The sequence below is a fragment of the uncultured Microscilla sp. genome, from assembly GCF_947493425.1.
GTDB lineage: Bacteria > Bacteroidota > Bacteroidia > Cytophagales > Microscillaceae > Microscilla.
This window is the reverse complement of record NZ_CANLRP010000059.1, coordinates 21,472-42,201: the sequence shown is the minus strand read 5'-3', so window position 1 is coordinate 42,201 and position 20,730 is coordinate 21,472. Positions and strand designations below refer to the sequence as shown.

Here is a 20,730-nt window from a genome sequence, read left to right as displayed (position 1 = left end):
ATAAGCAGGTAAACTAGGCATTTTTGACCCTAAATTTAAAACATTTATAACTCTTTCCTAATCTGTAGAGTTTTCAGATGATTAGGTTTAAGCCAAACTACTATTTTCCCAGTTTTATCAATAAAGCCATACTGATCGTTTTTTCTTACCATACACATACCATCTGAAAAATAAAAGCCAGAGTTGTATTGATAAGGAATGACTACTTTCCCTGTTTTATCGACAAAACCGTATTTGTCATTTTTTTCTACACCAGCAAGCCCTTCTTTGAATCCCCAAGAACGCTCGTATTGATAAGGAATTACAAGTTTTCCTTTTTTATCAATAAAACCATAATATCTATCTATGCGTACTTTTGCCCGCCCTTCTGAGAAACTATCAGCATCAGCATATTGGCAAGGGATCACAAGTTTCCCTGTTTTATCGATGAAACCATATTTGTCATTTTTTTTTACGCTTGCCATTCCTTCAGAAAAATTCCATACTTTATCGTATACGAATGGGCTGATCAATGTCCCATTTTTATCAATAAAACCCCATTTCTTCTCTTTTTTCACAGCCACAAACCCTCCTCTGAAATAGTATGAGCCTTTATATTTGTAAGGAATAATCAACTTTCCAGTGTTGTCGATAAACCCCCACTTTACCCCTTGCCTTACTCCAGCACGCCCTTCTGAAAAAGGTTCTATATACTCATGGGTAGGCTTTATCAACCACTTCACAGGTTTAGTCTGCGCTTGTATTGAATGATTGATTAGTGATATAATAGAAAAAGTAAATAGCAAATATTTCATTGAGTAATGAGATTTATTTCATCAATTGTTTTTGTTATTTTGGGAGCTTCTGTGGCCTCTAATATCGCCTGATAAACCACAAGGCAATAGAATAGAATTATCAACCCAGTGATCAATCACTGACCAACTGCCTACCCATTAGCAACCCCAGGTGCATATACTTTCGCAAGCTGTTCGGCAAGTTGCTTCCCTTTTTTGATACAATCAGGCAACGACACCCCGTCCTTCCAATTGGCACATACAAATACTTGTTCGTTTTCTAACTGTTCGGCAATATGATGCGCCTCTAGTATGTTGACGTCGTACTGAGGCAAGGCTTTATCCCATTTGTGCATGTTGCGGTAAATAGGGCTGTTGGTAATCTGGTAATTTTCTGAGAGTTCCTGGTGTACTTTACCCAAGGTGATTTGTTCTGATTGAGTAGTATTTTGGGGCAATTGACTCCCCCCCACAAAAGTTGTAAAGAGTACTTCTTCATCAGGACAACGCCCTGGAAACACCGAGCTCGACCAAATACTACCACTGGTATACAAACCTTCTATTTTAGGGTTTAACCCACCAAAACCGTTCAAAAGGTGTTTTACCTCGTGGCGTTTATAAGCCGAGTGTACGGCAGTGAGAGGGGGATAATATATTTTGCCCAAAGCCTGACTAAACTCAGGGTAAGTGTCGCTAAGAAAAGACTGAGCCGCAGGAGCAGAGGTAGCAATCACCAACTGTTTTACATCATAGGTTTGTCCTTCATTGGTGTAGAGCACAAAGCCATTGTTGTTTTTTTGAATATTGTTGATGGTTTTCCCTAGTTTGAGGTGGGTAAGCTGTTGAGCAATGCCCTCTGGCAATGTTTGCATGCCTTTTTTAAAACTATAGGGCTTGCGTCGTTCAGCACCTTTATTTTTAATAAAGCCCTTAAGCACTGAGCCATGTTGTTGCTCATAATTGTATAACTGGGGAAAAGCCTTGGCTACCAACAGTTGATCGGGATCACCCGCATAAATACCCGCCACAAAAGGGTTGAGGGCGTAGTCTACAATTTCTCTGGAGAAACGTCGCTCAAAAAAATGAGTCAGGGTTTCGTTTTCAATCGTTTGCTTCGGTTTGTTGCGTTCTTTGAAAACAGCTACTTTGCTCGAAAAACTAAAAAAGCTGTTGAATAGCAATTGTAAAGGTTTTGAAGGGAGTTTACGGTATTTACCCGCCCTAAAAATATAACGATTTTGGCTTACATCATTACTGGGCAATAGCTCATCTTGCAAGCCTATTTCGCTGATAAACTCCTTGAGTTCGCTGTCAAGCATAATAGAGTTTGGACCCAGCTCTAATATATAGCTCTTACGATTTATAGAGTTTTCCTGCATACTGCGTATGTAGCCACCTGCTTGTTCCGAAGCTTCCAGTAAAATGTAAGGTATGCTGAGCTTTTGTAAATAAAATGCCAAACTTAATCCCGATATGCCCGCGCCAATGATCCCTATCATAGTATTATGTGTTAAGTTGAAATAGTATTGAAGGAATATAACTATTTGATTTGTAGCTAACTATGTGTTAAAGCCAATAGTGGAACGAATTTACAACTTCGAACCAGCTCATTTTACAAAAATGGAAGTAAAATATCCAAAACTCAAGTTTTTGGTGGTGCCATTTGTCATGTATTGCGATGTTTTTTTAGATGCTGACTTAACATATTGAATGAAAAAAAGCCACTATTCTTACAAGAATAATGGCTTTGAGTACGATTAGCAACAATAGTTGTTTATTAATTTAATTATTTTTTTGCGTAATCAATTTTTGTGTCTGGCAATGCTTTTGTCAACTGATCGGCAGTAGCCTGGCTCATATTGGTTTTTCTTATCTTGATAAACTTCAATTGCTTCATACCATTGATTGCAGCTGGCAAATTGGTAATGGCTGTGTAGCTCAATTCCAGGCGATCAAGGTTGCGTAAAGCACCTATAGTAGGAGGCAATGTTTTGAAGTTTTTGTTAGACGATACCGACAAAGACTTCAACTTGGTTAATTGCCCAATAGCAGCGGGCAAAGCAGTAAGATCGTTGCCATACATATAAAGGTACTCCAGGTTTTTAAGTTTCGATACATTGCCTGGTATTTTGGTAATTTTACTGTTCGAGATGTTCAACGTTCTTAGTTCAGGCATAGCCGAAATTAAATCAAAAGTGCGGCTTAATTCACCTTGCTCATATTCGTTGTTATCTAAAAACAATGCTTTTACGCTTGCCAGATTCTTTACGTTTTTAGGAAACTTTAACGGTTTGCCTAGCTTTTGCATCCATATTTTTTGCAGCTTAGGCAAGTTTGCCAGTTTGTTAAAAGTATCTTCAAGGTCAAGGTTAGTACAGCCGTTCAATTGCAAGTCATACAATTTCTCTAGTTTGGTAGTACTTTCTGGTAGTTTTTGCAATCCGGTATTTTTACCCAAATACAACATGCTCAACTTGTTTAACTCGCCCAATTCTTCGGGCAAAGCAGTCAGTTTGTTGTCGCTTAGGGTAAGGTAGCGCAAGTTTTTCAGGTTTTTGATACTTGCAGGCACACTCGATATTTGATTGCTCGCTAAAGTCATGTTTTTTAGGTTAGTCAACTGTCCTACCTTGTCCGACAAGTTGGTAATGTCGTTGCGGTGCAAGTACAAGTTTTCTAAACTAGCCAGGTTATAAAGCTCTTCAGGCACTGCCGATAACTCATTATAGCTCAGTTTCAATTCCTTGATCTTAGGTAGCTGACCAATTTCGGCAGGTATAGACGCCAACTTATTGCTTTCTACTATGAGTACTTCGAGGTTAGGCAATGAACCTATCTCTTTGGGCAACGAGGTAAGCTTGCAACTATGCAGCGAAATATATTGTAGGTTTTTTAGTTTGCCAATGCGAGGATCAAGACTGGTCATGTCGCGGTTAAAAGCCAAGTCAAGTCTTTGCAAGTGCTTGAGTTTGAAGAGTTCTTCGGGCAGTGCAGATAGCTTTTTTTCGCGCAAGCTCAAGTGATATACCTTGTCAGGTTCTGCTAAAGCTTCTTCTATTGATTCATATTTTTTTGCTTTGCGCAAATCTGCATCCGAAATAAGTGGTATATTCCAGGCTTCTTCTTTTACGTCCGCATTTTCTGTATTATCGGTGTTTTCGTCAGTAGCTTTGCTACCACCACCACAAGAGGTAAATAGTATAGTTCCAGCAATGAATGCCAGTGATAATGTGAATTTTCTGATTAACTTCATTTGGGTGTTAATATTTAATAGGTTTAGGTACAATTGTTTATTGTCCAATATAATAAAAGGTTAACACCAAGGAGAGTTTTTTTTATTTTATTTAGTCATAAATCTTGCTTTATAACGACTCTTTATTGGCAGTGTGCTCCCTTGTCTTAGAATTGCCTGACAAACCATAAAGCCACTTAAATGCTATTCTGCCACCTCTTTATATTGCATCTTGTGCAATTGGGCATACCAGCCATTTTTCGCCAGTAGTTCGGTATGAGTCCCTTGTTCTTTTATTTCGCCTTTGTCTAAAACAATAATTTTATCAGCCTTTTGAATGGTAGACAATCGGTGGGCAATCACTATAGAGGTACGCCCCTTCATAAGTTTTTCAATCGCACTTTGAATCAACTCTTCGGTTTCAGTGTCAACCGACGACGTAGCCTCGTCTAATACAATAATTTTAGGATCATACACCATAGCTCTTACAAAAGAAATAAGCTGGCGTTGTCCTACCGAAAGCGTAGAGCCTCGCTCCATTACGTTGTATTCAAACCCTTCGGGAAGCTTTTCGATAAACCTGCGTGCACCTACTAATTCGGCAGAAGCCAACAGTTGGTCGCGGGTAATGTGGGTGTTGCCCAGCACAATATTTTCTTTGATAGAGTTAGAAAACAAGAATACATCTTGCAACACAACGCCAATTTTAGTGCGCAAATGTGCCAGGTCATAGTCGTTTACATCGTGACCGTCAAGCGAAATAGTGCCCTTGTTGATTTCGTAAAAACGACTCAACAAGTTGATAATAGAAGATTTACCCGCGCCTGTAGCACCTACCAAAGCCACGGTTTCTCCTTCTTTTACCTCAAACGAAATGTTTTTCAATACATAATCTTCGTCTTTGTAGGCAAACCATACCTTGTCGAAGCTAATATCTCCCTTGATATGCTCAGGGGCGTAATCGCCTTCATTAGGAATGTGGTCTTTATCGTCGAGCAGGGTCAAAATACGGTGCATACTTACAATACCCATTTGCAAAGTATTGAAACGGTCGGCAAGCATACGTATAGGCCGGAAAAATAAGTTGATATACATGATAAAGGCTATCAAAACACCCAAAGACACCTCTTCGTGCAGTACTCCACGCGCTCCATACCAAACCAATAACCCGGTGCCTCCAGCCGAGATGATTTCTGCCACTGGAAAGTAGATGCTATAGTATAACACCGACTTGAGATGGGCTTTGCGGTGTTCGCGGTTAATTTCTTTAAACTTTTTGCTTTCGTTGGCTTCACTGCCAAATATTTGTACCACACTCATACCTGTAATATGCTCTTGTACAAACGAGTTGAGGTTAGACACTGCCGCGCGTACCTGGTCAAAGGCCACTTTAATTTTTTCTTTGAAAATATAGGTACTCAGTAGCAACAAAGGCAACAAAGACAAACTTACCAAAGTAAGCTGCCAGTGGGTATAAAACATGACCCCTAAAATAGCAAAAATGAGTAGTACATCGGCAAGCAGCGAGGCAATACCCTGCGAGAATACATTAGAAAGAGTTTCAATATCTGATACGTTGCGGGTAACCAAACGCCCAATGGGGGTATTGTCATAAAACTTTAAGCGCAAGCGTAAAATATGTTGGTAAAGTTGCACCCTAATGTCTTTGATTACCGTTTGTCCCAGCCAGTTGGACAGGTAAGTGTGGGCGTACATCAAAAATGCCTCAAACGTAAGAATGACTACCATGAGTATAGAGATATTTACCAAGCCAGGGTAGTCGCCTGTTACTATGTAGTTGTCTACTGCAAACTGAATGAGCAATGGTCGGGATGGACCAAATACTGCCGTAAGTACAGTAAGGAAGATTAATAAGTAAAAATATTTTTTATACGCCCCAATAAAATCAAAAAGTCGTCTGAATGTTTTCCAATCCAATATTTTTTTTGACTCTGCTTTTTCTTTGTCTGCCATTTTATTTATTCAATGCTTGTTAAATTGTTGAGAACTATGCCCGACATTCTGTTTTTTGCGGATTCGTGTTCACCAATTATTTTTATGAATTGCCGAAAATAGAGAGCAATTGATTTAAATATAAGGGTACGCTACTTTTGCCAAAAACAAACCTTGAGCTGGTACCGACCAACCCGCCTGTTTACGGTCTTTGTTTAATATAATTTGTTCAAACTCTTCAAGCGTTATTTTGCCCGAACCTACATTGAGCATAGTACCTGTAATTGCCCTTACCATTCCTCGCAAAAAGCGGTTTGCCTGAATATAAAACACTAACAAATTTACGTTGTAGGAAGTTTCTTTTTGCCAATAAGCTTGCTGAATATTGCAAAGATAGTGGTTTACATCTGTGTGTACTTTGCTAAAGCACTGAAAGTCTTCATGCTTTAACATGATTTGGGCAGCTTTGTTCATCAAGTCTACATCAAAGCGGTGGAAGTTGTAATAGCTTACCCCTTTCAGAAAAGGTGTTTTTTCCTGATTGATGCGGTACATATAATGCCTTTGAGTAGCATCAAAACGGGTGTGCGCTTCTTCGTGTACTTTGATCACTCGTTTGATAGAAATGTCTTCGGGTAGTATGCCGTTCATTTTTTTGGCGAAAACCTCTCCATCAAGCGTTTGTTCGGTGTCGAAGTGGGCGTATTGCTGAATGGCATGTACTCCCGCATCAGTGCGCCCACTGCCTAAAATATCAGTGGGTTTTCTTAACAATACGCTTAGGGCATTTTGAATTTCGGCTTGCACCGAATGGGCGTTTTTTTGAATTTGCCAGCCATGGTATTGGGTGCCACTATAGGCAAGTTCCAGAAAGTATCTCAATGAATGTTAAAAATTAGCAAGTCAACCATTTTTTAGCTTAAGTTAAGTAGCAGCAAGTGGTTAGCCACAAATAGCACTAACTCACTCATAGTAAGCTGATTACACCTACTTATTTATTATATTTAACGCTGTTTTAGTTCTTATACAGGCAAAATTATACTTTAACACAATCAATACTACCTTTTGAGGTGTTTCCTACCTGTTGTATCAAAAGCAGTAATTTTTTTATGAAAGGGTTTAGGGTACTCTTATAGTATAATCATCTTATTGCCAGCAACTTAAATATACTTGTAGCTACTTATAATTAACAAAGTTAAAAAAACTGCGATGATTGCCTGAAAATAAATTAGTAAATTGCGTTTTATATACAAATCAACAAAAATAAAAGGCAATTGGGGAGTTTAAGTATTCAAGACCTATTACTAACACCTATCTACCTGAGTTTTATTCTATTGGTTACTTTGGGCATCAAAAGTAGTATCAAAGATAGAAACATCAGGAGGTATTTTATGTGGGGGATATGGTTGAAAATTTTTGGTGCCATTGCCTTGGGTATCATTTATAATACCTACTACGGGGGCGATACCAACCTGTTTTTTAGCGATGGAGGCATTATATGGCGTACCTTGCTCGACTCACCTTCTATGGGCTTACGCCTCATGTTTTTTACCAAAGCCGGTGACAGCTCCCCTGAGTTATTTCAATATGTCAACCGCATTTATTATTACATAGACTCCCATTCGTTTGCGGTATTGCGCATATCTGCCTTTTTCGATATTTTCTCTTTTCATACCTATACTATCAATGCCGTGTTTTTTGCCATTGTGAGTTTTACTGGTATATGGTGCATGTTTCGGGTATGGTACCACCTGTTTCCTCAATTGCTCAGGCCACTCGCTGTGGCCATATTTTTTATCCCTTCGGTTATTTTTTGGGGGTCGGGTTTGCTCAAAGATACCATTACTATAGGGGCCTTGGGTTGGATGTTTTACGGCTTTTACTTTGGCATTATCTTGCGCCGAAAAATGCTCCAAAATGTTTTATTACTATTATTGGGTGCCTGGGTAAGCAATGCTATCAAACAATACGTGTTGCTTATCTTTTTACCCTCGGCTTTGTTGTGGTTGTTTTTGCAATACCGCAACCGCATCAAATCGCGTCCTTTGCGTATCATTATGTTACCTATATTGATGAGTATAGCCCTTCCAATGGGATTGCTTGCTGTTACCCAAATCACTGGCGAACAAAGCCAGTATAACCTAGACCAAGTAGCAAAAAATACCAAGATCAACGCCGATTGGCTGGGTTATGTGTCTGAGCAACAGGGAGGGTCAGGGTATAGTTTAGGAGAGCTGGACGGTACTATCGGCAACATGTTAATTAAATTTCCGCAAGCGGTTTGGTTGGCTTTGTTTCGGCCTTACTTGTGGGAAGCACGCAACCCTTTTATGTTACTTTCTGCATTAGAATCCCTCTTTTTTTTATTACTTACCTTTAAGGTATTACTTTCGGTGAACCTAGGGCGTCTTGTGAATACTTTTGTAGCACACCCAGTACTAGTGTTTTCATTGGCCTTTACATTGGTACTTGCTTTTGCCTCAGCCATTTCGTCCAACAATTTTGGTACGGTAGTACGCTACAAAATCCCATTTATGCCTTTTTACCTTGCTTCATTGTATGTGCTGCGCTATAAGCTAAAGAACAACCGAAAATTATTTTGATTAGACTTGACCGAATAGTGACGCTCTACAGTATGGCGGGCAGCTTGCCCCAGTGTAGTTCGCAGCTCACTCGATTTCAATAGTTTTTCCAATGCTTTTTGCCATTCCTGGGGCGAATCGCACACAAAACCATTGACACCGTTTTGCACAATGCTTATATTTACCCCTACCGGGCTTACCAAAGGCGGAATACCCAACGCCATATATTGCAACGCCTTGAATCCACATTTGCCCTTTGCCCACTGGTCGTTAGTGAGCGGCATTACGCCAATATTAAAGTGAAGCAAATCATCTATTTCGGTTGCCTTATTCCAGGGTACATACACCAATGATTTCAGATCTAGAGCGGGTGCTTGGTTGGCAATTACCCAAAACTCAAATTCGTAGTGGGTTTCTAAGTCGCTAATAATGGGTTCGAGCTCCTTCAGGTAAGGCAAAGTAGAGTGGCTACCTGTCCAGCCTATTACCAATTTTTCTTGGGTTTGATCTTTAGTGCGGTTGTGCAGGTGTTGTGTATCAATAGTGGTAGGGTTGTATACCACGTTGGAATTAAACTGACGGGCATAGTCGCCCAAATACTCGTTGCCCACGCTTACCTTATGCGCCCATTGGCAGATAAGGGCAGTTTTTTGATGAAATTTGATTTTCGCCACCAACGCATTTTGAGCTGATGTATTGGGCAACCATATCGCATCGTCAAAATCGTAAATAATTTTCTTGCGCCAAACCTTGGCTATGATCCACTCAAACAATGGGTAGCCTATGGGGGCTGCTTCGCGATGAATAAATACAAAGTGGTACTTACCCAAAGTAAACATCAACCCCCAACGTTTGACAAACCCCCACAAAATGCCCCACACCTTACGAAAATGGTTGCTTGGTTTGTACAAAATAGCCCAGGTTTTGGCATCCATAAAAGCCGCCTTGCGAATAGTAAACTCTTCTTTTGGCAAATCGTCTATATATTGTTCAAATCTAAAGCGTTGCGAGGGAGCTACTCCAGCAGGATAGGGGTAAATAAAGAGAATTTTTTTCATGAGTAGTTTTTTCTTTTTCTGGCGCTTTTAGCTTTTTCTTGTGCTGTTTTTAGCCTTTAGCTTTTGTTTGGCTGTTTGTAGGGAGCTTTTAGCTTTTTATTGAGCTACGATAAGCTTTAGCCTTTAGCTTTTTATTGAGCTACGATGAGCTTTAGCCTTTAGGTTTTTTTTGACTGTTTGTATTGAGCTTTTAGCCTTTTTGTTCTCTGTGTAGCTTTAGCTTTTAGCCTTTTTTTGACTGTTTGTATAGAGCCCTTAGCCTTTAGCTTTTTATTGAGCTACGATTGGCTTTTAGCCTTTAGCTTTTTATTGAGCTACGATTGGCTTTTAGCTTTTAGGTTTTTATTGAGCTACGATGAGCTTTTAGCCTTTAGCTTTAAATTATCATATTTGCGAATTTGTTAGGAATCGGTAACCCATAGTTTTAGCTGCGCTTCGCGCCAATTCGTAATTGATCCATTCGTAATTCGTAATTGTTTAACTGTTTGTATTGAGGCCTTAGCTTTTTCTTAAACTACGATTGGCTTTTAGCCTTTAGTTTTGAATTATCATATTTGCGAATTTGTTAGGAATCGGTAACCCATAGTTTTAGCTGCGCTTTGCGCCCATTCGTAATTGATCCATTCGTAATTCGTAATTGTTTGTATTGAGGCCTTAGCTTTTTCTTAAACTACGATTGGCTTTTAGCCTTTAGCTTTGAATTATCATATTTGCGAATTTGTTAGAAATTGGTAACCCGTAATTTCAGCGTCGCTTTGCGCCCATTCGTAATTGATCCATTCGTAATTCGTAATTGTTTAGCTGTTTGTATTGAGGCCTTAGCTTTTTCTTAAACTACGATGAGCTTTAGCCTCGCTTCGCGCTCATTCGTAATTAATCAATTCGTAATTGTTCAACTCGTAATTCGTAATTAAAAACCTACCGCCTATTGTCATTATTGGCAAGCATACTCAAATAACTCTCATAACGATCAGGGGCAATCAAGCCCTCTTCTACTGCTGCCATCACTGCACATTGAGGTTCGTTTACGTGGATACAATCATTAAATTTACATTCATTCAACAAAGCCCTCATTTCGGGAAAGTAATGCCCCAATTCCTGGGGTTTAATATTAAGCAAGCCTAATTCGCGGATACCTGGTGTGTCAATGATAAAACTATCGGGGAAAATTTCGTGCATTTCAGCAAAAGTAGTGGTGTGTACTCCTTTGTGCGAAAAGTCAGAAATCTCAGACGTCCTGATGTCCAGCTCAGGCGCAATGGCATTGACCAAGGTAGACTTGCCCACGCCCGAATGCCCCGAAAGCAGCGATTTTTGGTTGTGTAACAGGCTTTTAAACTCTTCCATTCCCTGTCCCTCGGTTGCCGAGGTCAAAAAACACTCGTAGCCCAAAGGCTCATATACCGCCTTGAGGTAGGCGTACTCTTCCAACATTGCCTCATCGAGTAAATCTACCTTATTGAAAATTATTTTAGTGGGAATACGAAATGATTCTGCACTGACCAAAAAGCGATCTATAAAACCCAGCGACGTTTTGGGGTAAGCCAACGTAGCAATCAAGATCGCCTGGTCGAGGTTGGCAGCTATAATGTGTCCGTGTCCGGTTTTGTGTACTGATTGGCGAATAATGTAGTTTTCTCTGGTCTCTATTTTGGTAATCACCCCTGTACCTTCGCCAGCATCTTCCATTTCATACACCACCCAGTCGCCCACCGCCAGTGGGTTGCTCACCTTGAGCCCTTTTATTTTAAACTTCCCTCGGAGGCGGCACTTGATAATCTCTCCTGATTCTGAGCGTACATCATACCACGATCCAGTTGATCGCATGACAAGTCCATTTGGCATATTTTTTTGTTTTTTAGTTAGGCGATAGTCCATGGTATTCAACCAACCGCTGACTATTGACTAAAAAGCTATTTCTTATAAATCTTCTCTATAAAGTACCGATATATCTTATCGGAGCTACCCAAGTTTGCCAGTACATACTCGGTACACACCTTGGCTGCTTTGGCACGTTTTTCTTCGTCAAAATACAAGTCATTCATTACTTGACTCAGCTCCTCGGCATTGTTGATTGAAAAAGCCCCCCCCAAGTTTACCATATCAACTGCTTCCTGGTATTTGTCATATTCTTTGCCAAAAAGTACCGGAGTGTCAAACACTGCAGGCTCTAGCGTGTTGTGTAATCCCTCGCCAAAAGCCCCCCCAATGTAGGCAAAATCAGCATATTGATACAGCCCGGCAAGCATGCCTATAGTGTCCAATATGAGTACATCACTTTCGCGGAGGGCTTGTTGTACAGCTTCGTCATCCAGTGGTTGATCCTGAAAATGGGTATACCTGACACTTTTTTTATTGAGCGTGTCCTGCAAACGTTCTATTTCCTGGTCGTTGATTTCATGTGGGGCAATAATGGTTTTGATGGGCGCCCCAAAGTCATTCAGAAAAGGGATTAACACCACTAAATCGCGCCACCAACTGCTACCTACTACCAAAGTGAGTTGGGCATTTACAAAAGTTTCTACAATGGGAAACTGTTCTTGTTGATCGGCAATGGCTTTTACCCGGTCAAAACGAGTATCACCAGCAATGCTTACATTTTGTACTTGAATGCTTTGGAGCAAATCTACCGATGCCTGGTTTTGTACAAAAATGTGGGTATAGTTGCGAAGTACTTTGCGAAAAAAGCGCCCGTAAGATTTAAAGAAAAACTGTTGCTTTCTGAAAATAGACGAAAACAAGAGCATGGGTACATTGGTTTTTTGGGTCTCGTTCAGAAAGTGGTACCAAAACTCATATTTGACAAAAAAGACGGCTTGGGGGCGTACAATGCTCAAAAACTTTTGAGCGTTGCGGCGGGTGTCCAAAGGCAAGTAAAAGACATAGTCGGCTTGGTCGTAGTCGTGGCGTATTTCGTAGCCTGAAGGTGAAAAAAAAGTAATAAGAACCTTGAGTTCAGGATGGTTTGCCTTGATGTGTTCTATCACAGGGCGCCCTTGCTCAAATTCGCCCAACGACGAGGTATGAAACCATATCACCGGATCGGTGTTGCCCTGAAAAGCGGTATTTAATCGGGCAAAAAGTTTTTTTCTGCCCTCAAGCCACAGCTTTGCCTTGGGGTTAAAAAAAGAAGCAACCCAAACGGCAAACGAGTAAAAACGTATCCCTAAATTGTATAAAAATAACATAAATTCGAAAAGTCCAACGTACCTAAGGAATGGTACCAAAATAAATACGCATTCTTAACCTCATCTTTTGAGGCTATACTTTGTTAAAAAATAGCCGAATAGCGATGCTATTAGCCGACCATCCCTCAAGCTCGCTCAACATCCACTGGATATTGCCGTACCGCGTCTAGCTTCAAAATATTTTGTAAACTATAGAAATTTATTTTTTCACCATTCCTAAGAGGTGAATTTGCGTATCAACTTGCAAATATGTCACTTAAGTTTGGGGTTTCAAATTTGGGTAGGTGTTTTGACCCTTAAAAAAAGGAATGCAAAGAAAAGAAGAGAAAACAACAAGAGAGAGAGTTTGATACAACAAAAACATCGGATAAGCAAACAATGCCACCTATCCGATGTTTGATATACTTGACCAAATGGTTAAACCGCCATTTCAGCTTTCCAGTTGGCAAGGCAAATTTCACCATTTACCTCAAAGTTGCGCAAAGCATCCAGTTCGCGTAGTACACTTGGTATGTTACGGGCAATCGTAAAGAAGTTGTGCGACTCATGCATTACTGTGCCTTCTTTGTTGATGATATAAGTACCACGCAAAGCAATAGGTGCACCTACAAAAGTAGCATTACCTTCGTCATCAAGGTCGCCATAGCCACCCAACACCCCAAAGTTAGAAGCAATGGTTTTGGCTGTATCAGCTATTATCGGGAAAGTAACCCCTTCAATTCCGTTTTTGTCACGAGGTGTATTTACCCAAGCCTGGTGCACTTCTTCGGTATCGGTAGAGCAAGCCACTACTGCTGCCTCTTTTTCGGCAAAAGCAGACAAGCTTTCTTCCAAAGCCCACATTTCGGTAGGACATACGCCCGAAAAATCTTTAGGATAAAAAAACAACACTACGTATTGTTTGCCAAGGTACTGCTCTAGCGAAAAGTCTTGAACAATTTCACCGTTTACCAAAGCAGGGGCAGTAAATTTAGGGGCTTTTTGAAGTAATAATGACATAATTGTGTTTTAGTTTAAGAGTCTGTTTCAATTTTTGTTTTTGTACTCTCAAGTAAACAATAAAAGCAGAGAAATGTTAGTCAAACAGATAGTTTTTAATCATAAAAATACAATTGGATGATTTAAGTAAAGGTTGAAAAATAAAGTATCCATTTGGAGATAGAGATTTGCTACTTAGGGATAAACAGTATGTTTTTTAGTGACTCATTAAGTTATGCTACGCCTCTTGTTTGAGCCAACTTATTGCTTGTTCCTCAGAATCAAAAAAAGCAGATTCAAAAGTTTGGTGCTTGGCATCATTGATATGTTGCTGGAGCGATACCTGAGTAAAAAGATTGGTTGGTATTAGAAAAGCTTTTCGTTTGACATTGGCTTTAGGATAAATTGTAAAAACCTCATTATCAAACCATTCCTGTACCTCAGGTGCTATTACAAAGTTAAATTCAAAGCTGTCAATTAAAATTCTTTGTGGTGTATGTATTAAAATAAAATCTAAAGATTTTTTAATTTCTGACTTAAACATTTCTTCATTGAGGCCAACTGTAGAAGGTTTCCAACGGATAATAAGCATTGTATCTTCTGCCTTATGTTCGATTGATTTATAATCAGATTGATATAGCACCATAGTGTAGTAAATATTTAAATTGCAAAAATAGCCTAGTTTGGAATGAAACCAGAATTCATAAACTTCTGAGGAGTGTTCTGGAAAGGATTATTATATATTGAGTGATGCAAAGGTACTCTACCCTACTATTTTTCACCCTGATTTGTGTCCTCACAACCGACCATAGGGAGCTCAGCAAAGCTAAATCAAACCACCCACAAGCCCAAAAAACGACTTGTTTTAGGGTTTCGATCGCCCCAACGGGATTTATTAATTGGTGAAAACACGCAACTGAGGTAAGGATGATGTTTTTTAAAAACTGAAGCTACAGCTTTACTGTGTTGAGCTCAACGAAGTTAAAAGCTGGGTAGAGTAATGCAAAGGTTTTCTAAGATAAGAAATATACCGTTTTTTAACAAAGTTTTGTAAAATTAGTATGCATTAATTAGCGGCAAACTCTTAGGTGTCCACTTGCTGGAACAAGGCTACTTTTATATGATAGCATATGGTCAATTATGCAAAAACAAGACAAACAAATGAACCTAAAAATTATCGAAGCCATCATTGAGGACATACCTATGCTTAACAAAATAAGCATAGCCTCGAAAAAACACTGGGGTTACCCCGATGACTGGATAACACATTGGCGTGAAGCCTTGACCATTCACCCCAGTAACTTTAACGAAAGTACCATCCTTAAGGCAGTATTGGACAACGAGATTATAGGCTTTTGTGCTGTATGCGAAACTCCAGAAAACTATGAGGTACTTCACTTGTGGCTTGACCCCGCATATATTGGCAAGGGCTACGGCAAGGCATTGCTTACCAAAGTCTTGGCACAGGTGGTTGTTCTGTCCAAAGACATTATCGTAGAAGCCGATCCTTATGCGGAGCCTTTTTATACCAAAATGGGCTTTGTTACTTTTGGTCAAGTAGCAGGCACTTATCCTCCAGGCAGGGTGTTGCCTTTGATGAGGAGGCAGGCTGTTTTATAAACGCTCATAATTATAAACAAACTCACTCAATACTTGCTGGTGTAACACATCTGTGATGATTTCTTTGGTAACCAACCCTTGTGCATTATACCAATATTCATATTCGATAATAGCATCCGCTTCTTCATTGTTCTGCATAGTTTCAAGTGCCAAATACGAATATTCAATAGTTTTGTGCAAACGCCCTTGTTGGTAGCTAAAGGTTTGTTTGCTATAGGTTTGTTTAGGCTCAAGAACAATAAGCTCAATCAAATAGCCCTCATTGTCATATTTTAAAATATGTTTTCTCTCCCCTTCATTGTACAACACCTCCTTTAGGTTACCCTCAGTGTCATAGGATTGCGTAATTGTATAAGTTTCTTCTAAAGAATGATACTCATCTTGTATTAGCAAATCACCTGCATAGGTTTTGGTGGCTTCATATTGCAAGTGTTTGGTTTGGGCAACTACCCAATAGAAGGTTTCTTTGATCAGCTTATTTTTTGTATAATCAAATCGCTTGTAGACTTCTAGTGACGCTTTATCAGGCTGTTTGTTAAAACTTAAAAAGCATTGTTCTATGAGGTTTTTGTCTTGGTCATAAAGGCATTTTAATACTTGGTGGTTGATATAATCGATATGCTTCATAAGTTTTCCTTCCTCATAAACATACTCTTGGTAGATAGTCGATTTTGTATCTTGAGTTAAACTAATGACTAGCTTGCAAATGCCTTCAGGTACTTCATAAAGGTAGGTGTGCCCCTTAAAGCGAAACCCTTTGTGTGATTTGGCGTATGCTCCCAGTGGCTTTTTGTATACTTTTTTATTTCCAAATTTGTACAGCACTAAACCAAAAAATGCACCAGACAATAGTCCTCCAATATGGGCAGCATTGTCAATATTACCAAACATGCCAAACAATAGGTTAATTCCTGCATAAGGTCCTATAAATAGCCATACTTCTTGTCTTTCATATTTCCCGAAAGCATTTGTAAGTAATAAACTCAATAGGGCTCCATATAATCCAAAAATGGCTCCGGAGGCGCCCACACTTGCCGTATTTTCGTACCAAAATATACTTGCCAGGCTACCTCCAATGCCTGATAACAAATAGAGCAAAAAATAATTGAATCGAGTAAATACAGACTCAATAAAAATAGCCGCTATTACAAAACCATAGATGTTAAAAAGTAGATGCAGGATTCCACCATGCACAAACATACTGGTGATGAGTCTCCACCATTCGCCTTGCAATACGCTAGGGCGATGATTGGCTCCCCAAGGCATAAGCTCACTTGCCGAAGGAGATAGTACATGCTCCCCCGAAAATATCATTACCAAAAACACCAACAGGTTAAGGTCGATAAGAATAGCACTTACAAAATGTCCATTTCTTGGAATAAGGTAGGTTAACATTTCTACCAAATCGTCTGATTGTGCCTGTACTCCTTTCAATTGTCTTTGGTGCTCCTTGGGGTCATAATCGGCAAAAATCAAAGCAAGCATAAATACTAATAAACCTATAGCCAACGAGCCAAAAATCCAAGGCAACGAAGTCCCACTTCTTTCTGCATAGCGCCCTTTTTCAGGGGTAATAATCACCAAACTGTCAGTAGGAGCTTTTACTTTGAGCTTTTGTATGGCTTTTATAAAGTATTGTTGATCGTCAGAGGGTTGTAAAACGGTATAATACTGGGGGCTTGAGAATTGGTACTGTTGAAGGTCTTTGTTGATTTTCTGGACAAATGCTTCGTACTTTTTTTCTTTGGCAACACTGCTTGATGCATTATTTATGTGGTCTTGAAAATGCAACCCATACCAATATTTAAACTTGTTTTGGGAACGAGACGCTTTAAAAGGAAAGACAACATATGCATTGAAATTTAGGTCAGGATTTTCGCCACTGCCTAAGCGCACATCTACATGAAAACTACTACGTTGTTGATTTAATGCTATATTTTGTATCGAAACATAACGGTTGTAGGGCAAAGTAAGACTTTCTATATTTTGTACAGTAGTCAGTTTACCTGTAGCAGTTTTTAGGTAATAATTAGAAGTTATCATAACACACGTAACAGTACCCCAGGCAATAACTTGGTACAAAAAACGATTGTCTTCATCTTTGAGCTTCAAGATACGCAGTTTGGGACGAAGCCAAATAGTGATGGGAATAAAAGGGAGGATACCAGGTAGCCAAAAGTCAAGTACGTTTTCGTTAATTAGAAGTAGGTGGGTTTGGATAGTAAAAAACCACCTAAAAAGTAGATAAAGGAGGGTAGTACCAAATACTACTACCAAAAAGGTGGGTAAAATATATTTGAGTTTGATCTTATAATTGTTCATAGTATGCCGCGAAATGTACCTCTAAAAATACAAATCTTGTTGGTTTATTAAAAAGTCACAGTTAAAAAATGAAGAAAGGAACTACCAATACTGCTTTGATTCAACAAATCAAAGAGGCATTTGCCCCAGTAAACAAACCATACAATCACTTTGGTATTTATTCGGCGCGTGCCCGCGATGAATACAACGACCCTACCGAAGAAGAACAAAGACTTGACCGTGAGTTGGATCGTTATGACCTCACTCCTCAGCAAATGCACGAATGTTCTACTTCGCTGATTTTTTTAGAGCCAGCTGGTTTTCATTATTACTTGCCAGCTTATATGATCCTGAGCTTGAACGAGGGCAATATCAAGGATAAAAGTTTGAAAGCTTCTATGGTTTTCTCGTCTGCCGAAGATGCTTTGAGTAGGGCAGATGCTGATTACAAAATAAAACAACATCAGCGACTGAACCGGATGCAAATAGAAGCTGTAATTGAGTTTTTACAATATTTGAACGAAACCAAGTTAGCTGCAAAAGGCTTTTATGCAAAGGCAATTGGTTATTGGGAGGAAAAGCTGGCAAGGTTGAAGTAATGTACTTAGACTTGCCTTCAGGTGGTTACACTATACCAATGGCTTTTGCCCTGGCAACGTCATTAGTCACAATTAGGTTATCGGACATTCCGAATACTTTTTGGTCGTATTTATTGAGAAACTGAGCAGCGCCAATCAGTATTTGCTGTTCATTGGCAAATGTAATAATAAGTGTTTGTGGGTATGTTATACCACTGACCTGTTCCCAAATCAAGTTTACTTGTTGGATGGTGTCATGGAGGCAACCTTTCCATAGTTGATGAGCAGACACCTCCCACTTTTGGCTGTCATTAGTCGAGGGTGCTTGATTGATCTTTACCCCTATTCCATAAGGATAAAACGAAGCATCCCAAGTAATCTCTATTTTGTCTTGTTGGGTAGTATGCAGCCATACTGCATAGTCGAGTGAGTGTACTTGATCTATATGAGTGGTGTAATAAGGTTGAACAGGAGTTATTTGGTTTGACTGATCGTAAGCAATTTCCTCGTACTCTACCTTGCATAGAGTTTTGCCTACCAGTTGTTGGCAAGTATTTTCAAATTGGGTTTGTTGTGACATAGTTATACTGTTTTTCAAAAGAAGGTTCACACTTACTTTTATAGAAATAGGAGGACATCAATTGCCTGTCGGTTTTGTTTACTCTACCCAGCTTTTTTTTAAGAGTAGCTTCCTCGCCTCACCTGCTCCGAGCTTGTCCTCGGAGGTTGCGTGTCTTCACCAATTGATAAATCCCGATACGGGGGCGATCGAAACCCTAAAATAAGCCGTTTTTTAAGCTTGTGGGTGAGGTGACTTGTGAAGACATAAATCAGGGCGAAAAATAGTAGGGTAGAGTAGGTTTTGTTGCGAGCCTTTTAAATTAATCTTTTATACCTACCTTCCATTAAATGAAGGTATTGTTCCTTCATTTCTTCAGATAAAAAAGAAATATTAATCCAATGCTCTAGCTCCTTTTTTTTGTCTACCAGGTGTTGGTGCTCTGCTACGATTGTTTTCTTTGTTAACTGTAACTTGTCTTGAGCATAGTATTCAAAGAAATGTTCTTTTTTAAATTTACTTTTTTTCCCGGCAAGGGGCAGCGCCATTTCCTCTATAGCTGTGCCCATAGCAATGGTTGAGTTAAGCAAATCGTAAGCGGGACTTAAGGTTATTTTGTCCTCTTGGGTGATCAGGCTAAAGTTTTTGAGATGCATATCTTCATTACCAGTCAGGAAGCAAAACAAAACCCTACGAAACAGCTTTCTTTTTTCAATTACTGGAAACGTACAATGTTTTTCTATCACAGGGATTAACTTTTCCATAGACCATTTATATTTGGTCTCGCGCGTATTGCCCGTGAGTTGAGCAAAATCTTCCAGATGATTTTTTTTATTTCGTCCGTATCTGTCAAACCGCTTGATAAAGTAGCTTAAGCTACCATCTTTTGAGTAAACCAGCCCGGTGAGTGGTACCTCAATACCAAAAGCCTGCGCCATTTTCATTGTCACATCTTCATTTTCTGGCACCTCTTTATAAAGGTCGTTTTGAGGCTTAATAATAAACGTTCCTCCATTATCTACTACCTCAAATGCTTGTTTAGTAACAGATAGTTTTGCACTTAATTTTGGCTGTACACCTTGTATCGACATTTTGGCTGCCAAGGCAGCTGCTTCTTGTCTTTGTTCTTGTGCTGTGAAAGGCAAGTCCTGTAAATCAGACAGTTGTGGCGAAAGCTTTGCCAGACCAGGCTTGCTATACTTGTCTTGGCTCAGTTGATATGTAATGGGGCACTTACGCATCATTGGCAGGTATTTTTTCTACTGTAACAGCCCCTACTAAATCTGAACCTGTGGTAAGCAATTGTTCAAAATAATCATGTTTATCTATTTTATGCGTTTTTAGCAGCCCCGCAAGCTGGATGCCTTCTGGCAATAATCCCTCAAAAAAAGGCGGGAAAGAGGCATACTCATAAGCTTCGTTCTGTATGGGCATAGTAAGCGATACTGGTGCGCCTTTATACCCATTTAAGTATTGAAAGGTATAATGTTGAGTTGTAAACTCTGTAAGCGTGCCAGCTTCAACATTATGTATTTTCACCAAGGCTTTTTTCATATTTTTCCATCAATGGGCTTTGAAATGTTATACTAATATTTAGCGTCTCTAGAATACTTATAATTGTTGACCATTTGACTGTTTTTTTTCCTTTTTCCAAGTCATATATTACCGTTTTGCCCACTCCTGCCAGCTCAGCTAATTGATTTCTGCTCAACTTGGCTTGTTTTCGGTGAAACAGAATAATGCTATGTAATTCATTTTTTACCGCCATAACAGTAAAAATAAATATTTTTACTCAAAAACAAAATGAAGTACTGTAAAACAAGCAATATTTACCGTTATAACAGTAAAAATGGATGGTTTTGCTCAAAATAAAGTGAAGCGATCTAATACAAACAACAATTACCGCCA

The 20,730-nt window shown here is 39.4% G+C and carries 18 protein-coding genes; 3 read left to right on the top strand and 15 right to left on the bottom strand.

The window, feature by feature from the left end:
• Window positions 1–44: 44 nt before the first annotated feature.
• The 5 genes from Q0954_RS16325 to truA form a co-directional block, all read right to left on the bottom strand.
• Complete coding sequence (locus Q0954_RS16325; RefSeq protein WP_299458563.1) at window positions 45–794, bottom strand: WG repeat-containing protein; 750 nt, start codon at window positions 792–794, stop codon at window positions 45–47.
• Window positions 795–925: 131 nt separating this feature from the next.
• Complete coding sequence (hemG, locus tag Q0954_RS16320; protein WP_299458562.1) at window positions 926–2,272, bottom strand: protoporphyrinogen oxidase; 1,347 nt, start codon at window positions 2,270–2,272, stop codon at window positions 926–928.
• Between the two features lie 287 nt (window positions 2,273–2,559).
• The gene (locus Q0954_RS16315) at window positions 2,560–4,026 is read right to left on the bottom strand and encodes a leucine-rich repeat domain-containing protein (protein WP_299458561.1); all 1,467 of its coding nucleotides are present in this window, start codon (window positions 4,024–4,026) and stop codon (window positions 2,560–2,562) included.
• A 183-nt stretch (window positions 4,027–4,209) separates the two neighbouring features.
• A complete protein-coding gene (locus Q0954_RS16310) occupies window positions 4,210–5,979 on the bottom strand; it encodes an ABC transporter ATP-binding protein (RefSeq protein ID WP_299458560.1) in 1,770 nt (589 codons plus the stop codon).
• A 114-nt stretch (window positions 5,980–6,093) separates the two neighbouring features.
• A complete protein-coding gene (gene truA / locus Q0954_RS16305) occupies window positions 6,094–6,840 on the bottom strand; it encodes a tRNA pseudouridine(38-40) synthase TruA (RefSeq protein ID WP_299458559.1) in 747 nt (248 codons plus the stop codon).
• A 392-nt stretch (window positions 6,841–7,232) separates the two neighbouring features.
• Here truA and Q0954_RS16300 point away from each other — a divergent pair, with 392 nt between their 5' ends.
• Window positions 7,233–8,561: a hypothetical protein gene (locus Q0954_RS16300; RefSeq protein ID WP_299458558.1), complete on the top strand. Its 1,329-nt coding sequence runs from the start codon at window positions 7,233–7,235 to the stop codon at window positions 8,559–8,561.
• Here the strand turns inward: Q0954_RS16300 and Q0954_RS16295 are convergent.
• From Q0954_RS16295 to Q0954_RS16275, 5 genes are all read right to left on the bottom strand, one after another.
• On the bottom strand, window positions 8,528–9,598 hold the full coding sequence (locus tag Q0954_RS16295; RefSeq protein ID WP_299458557.1) for a glycosyltransferase family 4 protein: 1,071 nt from the start codon (window positions 9,596–9,598) through the stop codon (window positions 8,528–8,530). The two genes, Q0954_RS16300 and Q0954_RS16295, sit on opposite strands and share 34 nt — an antisense overlap.
• A gap of 918 nt (window positions 9,599–10,516) precedes the next feature.
• Window positions 10,517–11,425 (bottom strand): ribosome small subunit-dependent GTPase A, encoded by a 909-nt coding sequence (rsgA, locus tag Q0954_RS16290; protein ID WP_299458556.1) that lies wholly within the window; start codon window positions 11,423–11,425, stop codon window positions 10,517–10,519.
• Between the two features lie 86 nt (window positions 11,426–11,511).
• Window positions 11,512–12,786 (bottom strand): glycosyltransferase N-terminal domain-containing protein, encoded by a 1,275-nt coding sequence (locus tag Q0954_RS16285; RefSeq protein ID WP_299458555.1) that lies wholly within the window; start codon window positions 12,784–12,786, stop codon window positions 11,512–11,514.
• Between the two features lie 417 nt (window positions 12,787–13,203).
• The gene (locus Q0954_RS16280) at window positions 13,204–13,785 is read right to left on the bottom strand and encodes a peroxiredoxin (protein ID WP_299458554.1); all 582 of its coding nucleotides are present in this window, start codon (window positions 13,783–13,785) and stop codon (window positions 13,204–13,206) included.
• Between the two features lie 217 nt (window positions 13,786–14,002).
• Window positions 14,003–14,410, bottom strand: coding sequence for a hypothetical protein (locus tag Q0954_RS16275; RefSeq protein WP_299458553.1), 408 nt, complete (start codon window positions 14,408–14,410; stop codon window positions 14,003–14,005).
• Window positions 14,411–14,904: 494 nt separating this feature from the next.
• On the opposite strand from Q0954_RS16275, the gene Q0954_RS16270 reads away from it, so the two are divergent.
• Window positions 14,905–15,384: a GNAT family N-acetyltransferase gene (locus tag Q0954_RS16270; RefSeq protein ID WP_299458552.1), complete on the top strand. Its 480-nt coding sequence runs from the start codon at window positions 14,905–14,907 to the stop codon at window positions 15,382–15,384.
• On the opposite strand, the gene Q0954_RS16265 is transcribed toward Q0954_RS16270, so the two are convergent.
• Complete coding sequence (locus Q0954_RS16265) at window positions 15,379–17,706, bottom strand: rhomboid family intramembrane serine protease (RefSeq protein WP_299458551.1); 2,328 nt, start codon at window positions 17,704–17,706, stop codon at window positions 15,379–15,381. The genes Q0954_RS16270 and Q0954_RS16265 overlap by 6 nt on opposite strands.
• 68 nt (window positions 17,707–17,774) lie before the next feature.
• On the opposite strand from Q0954_RS16265, the gene Q0954_RS16260 reads away from it, so the two are divergent.
• Window positions 17,775–18,284: a DUF6714 family protein gene (locus Q0954_RS16260; RefSeq protein ID WP_299458550.1), complete on the top strand. Its 510-nt coding sequence runs from the start codon at window positions 17,775–17,777 to the stop codon at window positions 18,282–18,284.
• A 25-nt stretch (window positions 18,285–18,309) separates the two neighbouring features.
• Here the strand turns inward: Q0954_RS16260 and Q0954_RS16255 are convergent, their stop codons facing one another.
• From Q0954_RS16255 to Q0954_RS16240, 4 genes are all read right to left on the bottom strand, one after another.
• Entirely contained in the window at window positions 18,310–18,843 is a 534-nt protein-coding gene (locus Q0954_RS16255) for a hypothetical protein (RefSeq protein ID WP_299458549.1), read from the bottom strand.
• Between the two features lie 296 nt (window positions 18,844–19,139).
• Window positions 19,140–20,066 (bottom strand): HipA domain-containing protein, encoded by a 927-nt coding sequence (locus Q0954_RS16250; protein ID WP_299458548.1) that lies wholly within the window; start codon window positions 20,064–20,066, stop codon window positions 19,140–19,142.
• Window positions 20,056–20,376 carry a HipA N-terminal domain-containing protein gene (locus tag Q0954_RS16245; RefSeq protein WP_299458547.1) on the bottom strand — a complete coding sequence of 107 codons (321 nt, stop codon included), beginning with the start codon at window positions 20,374–20,376 and terminating at the stop codon, window positions 20,056–20,058. The genes Q0954_RS16250 and Q0954_RS16245 overlap by 11 nt, the downstream gene beginning before the upstream one ends.
• Window positions 20,348–20,590 (bottom strand): helix-turn-helix domain-containing protein, encoded by a 243-nt coding sequence (locus Q0954_RS16240; RefSeq protein WP_299458546.1) that lies wholly within the window; start codon window positions 20,588–20,590, stop codon window positions 20,348–20,350. The genes Q0954_RS16245 and Q0954_RS16240 overlap by 29 nt, the downstream gene beginning before the upstream one ends.
• Between the last annotated feature and the right edge of the window lie 140 nt (window positions 20,591–20,730).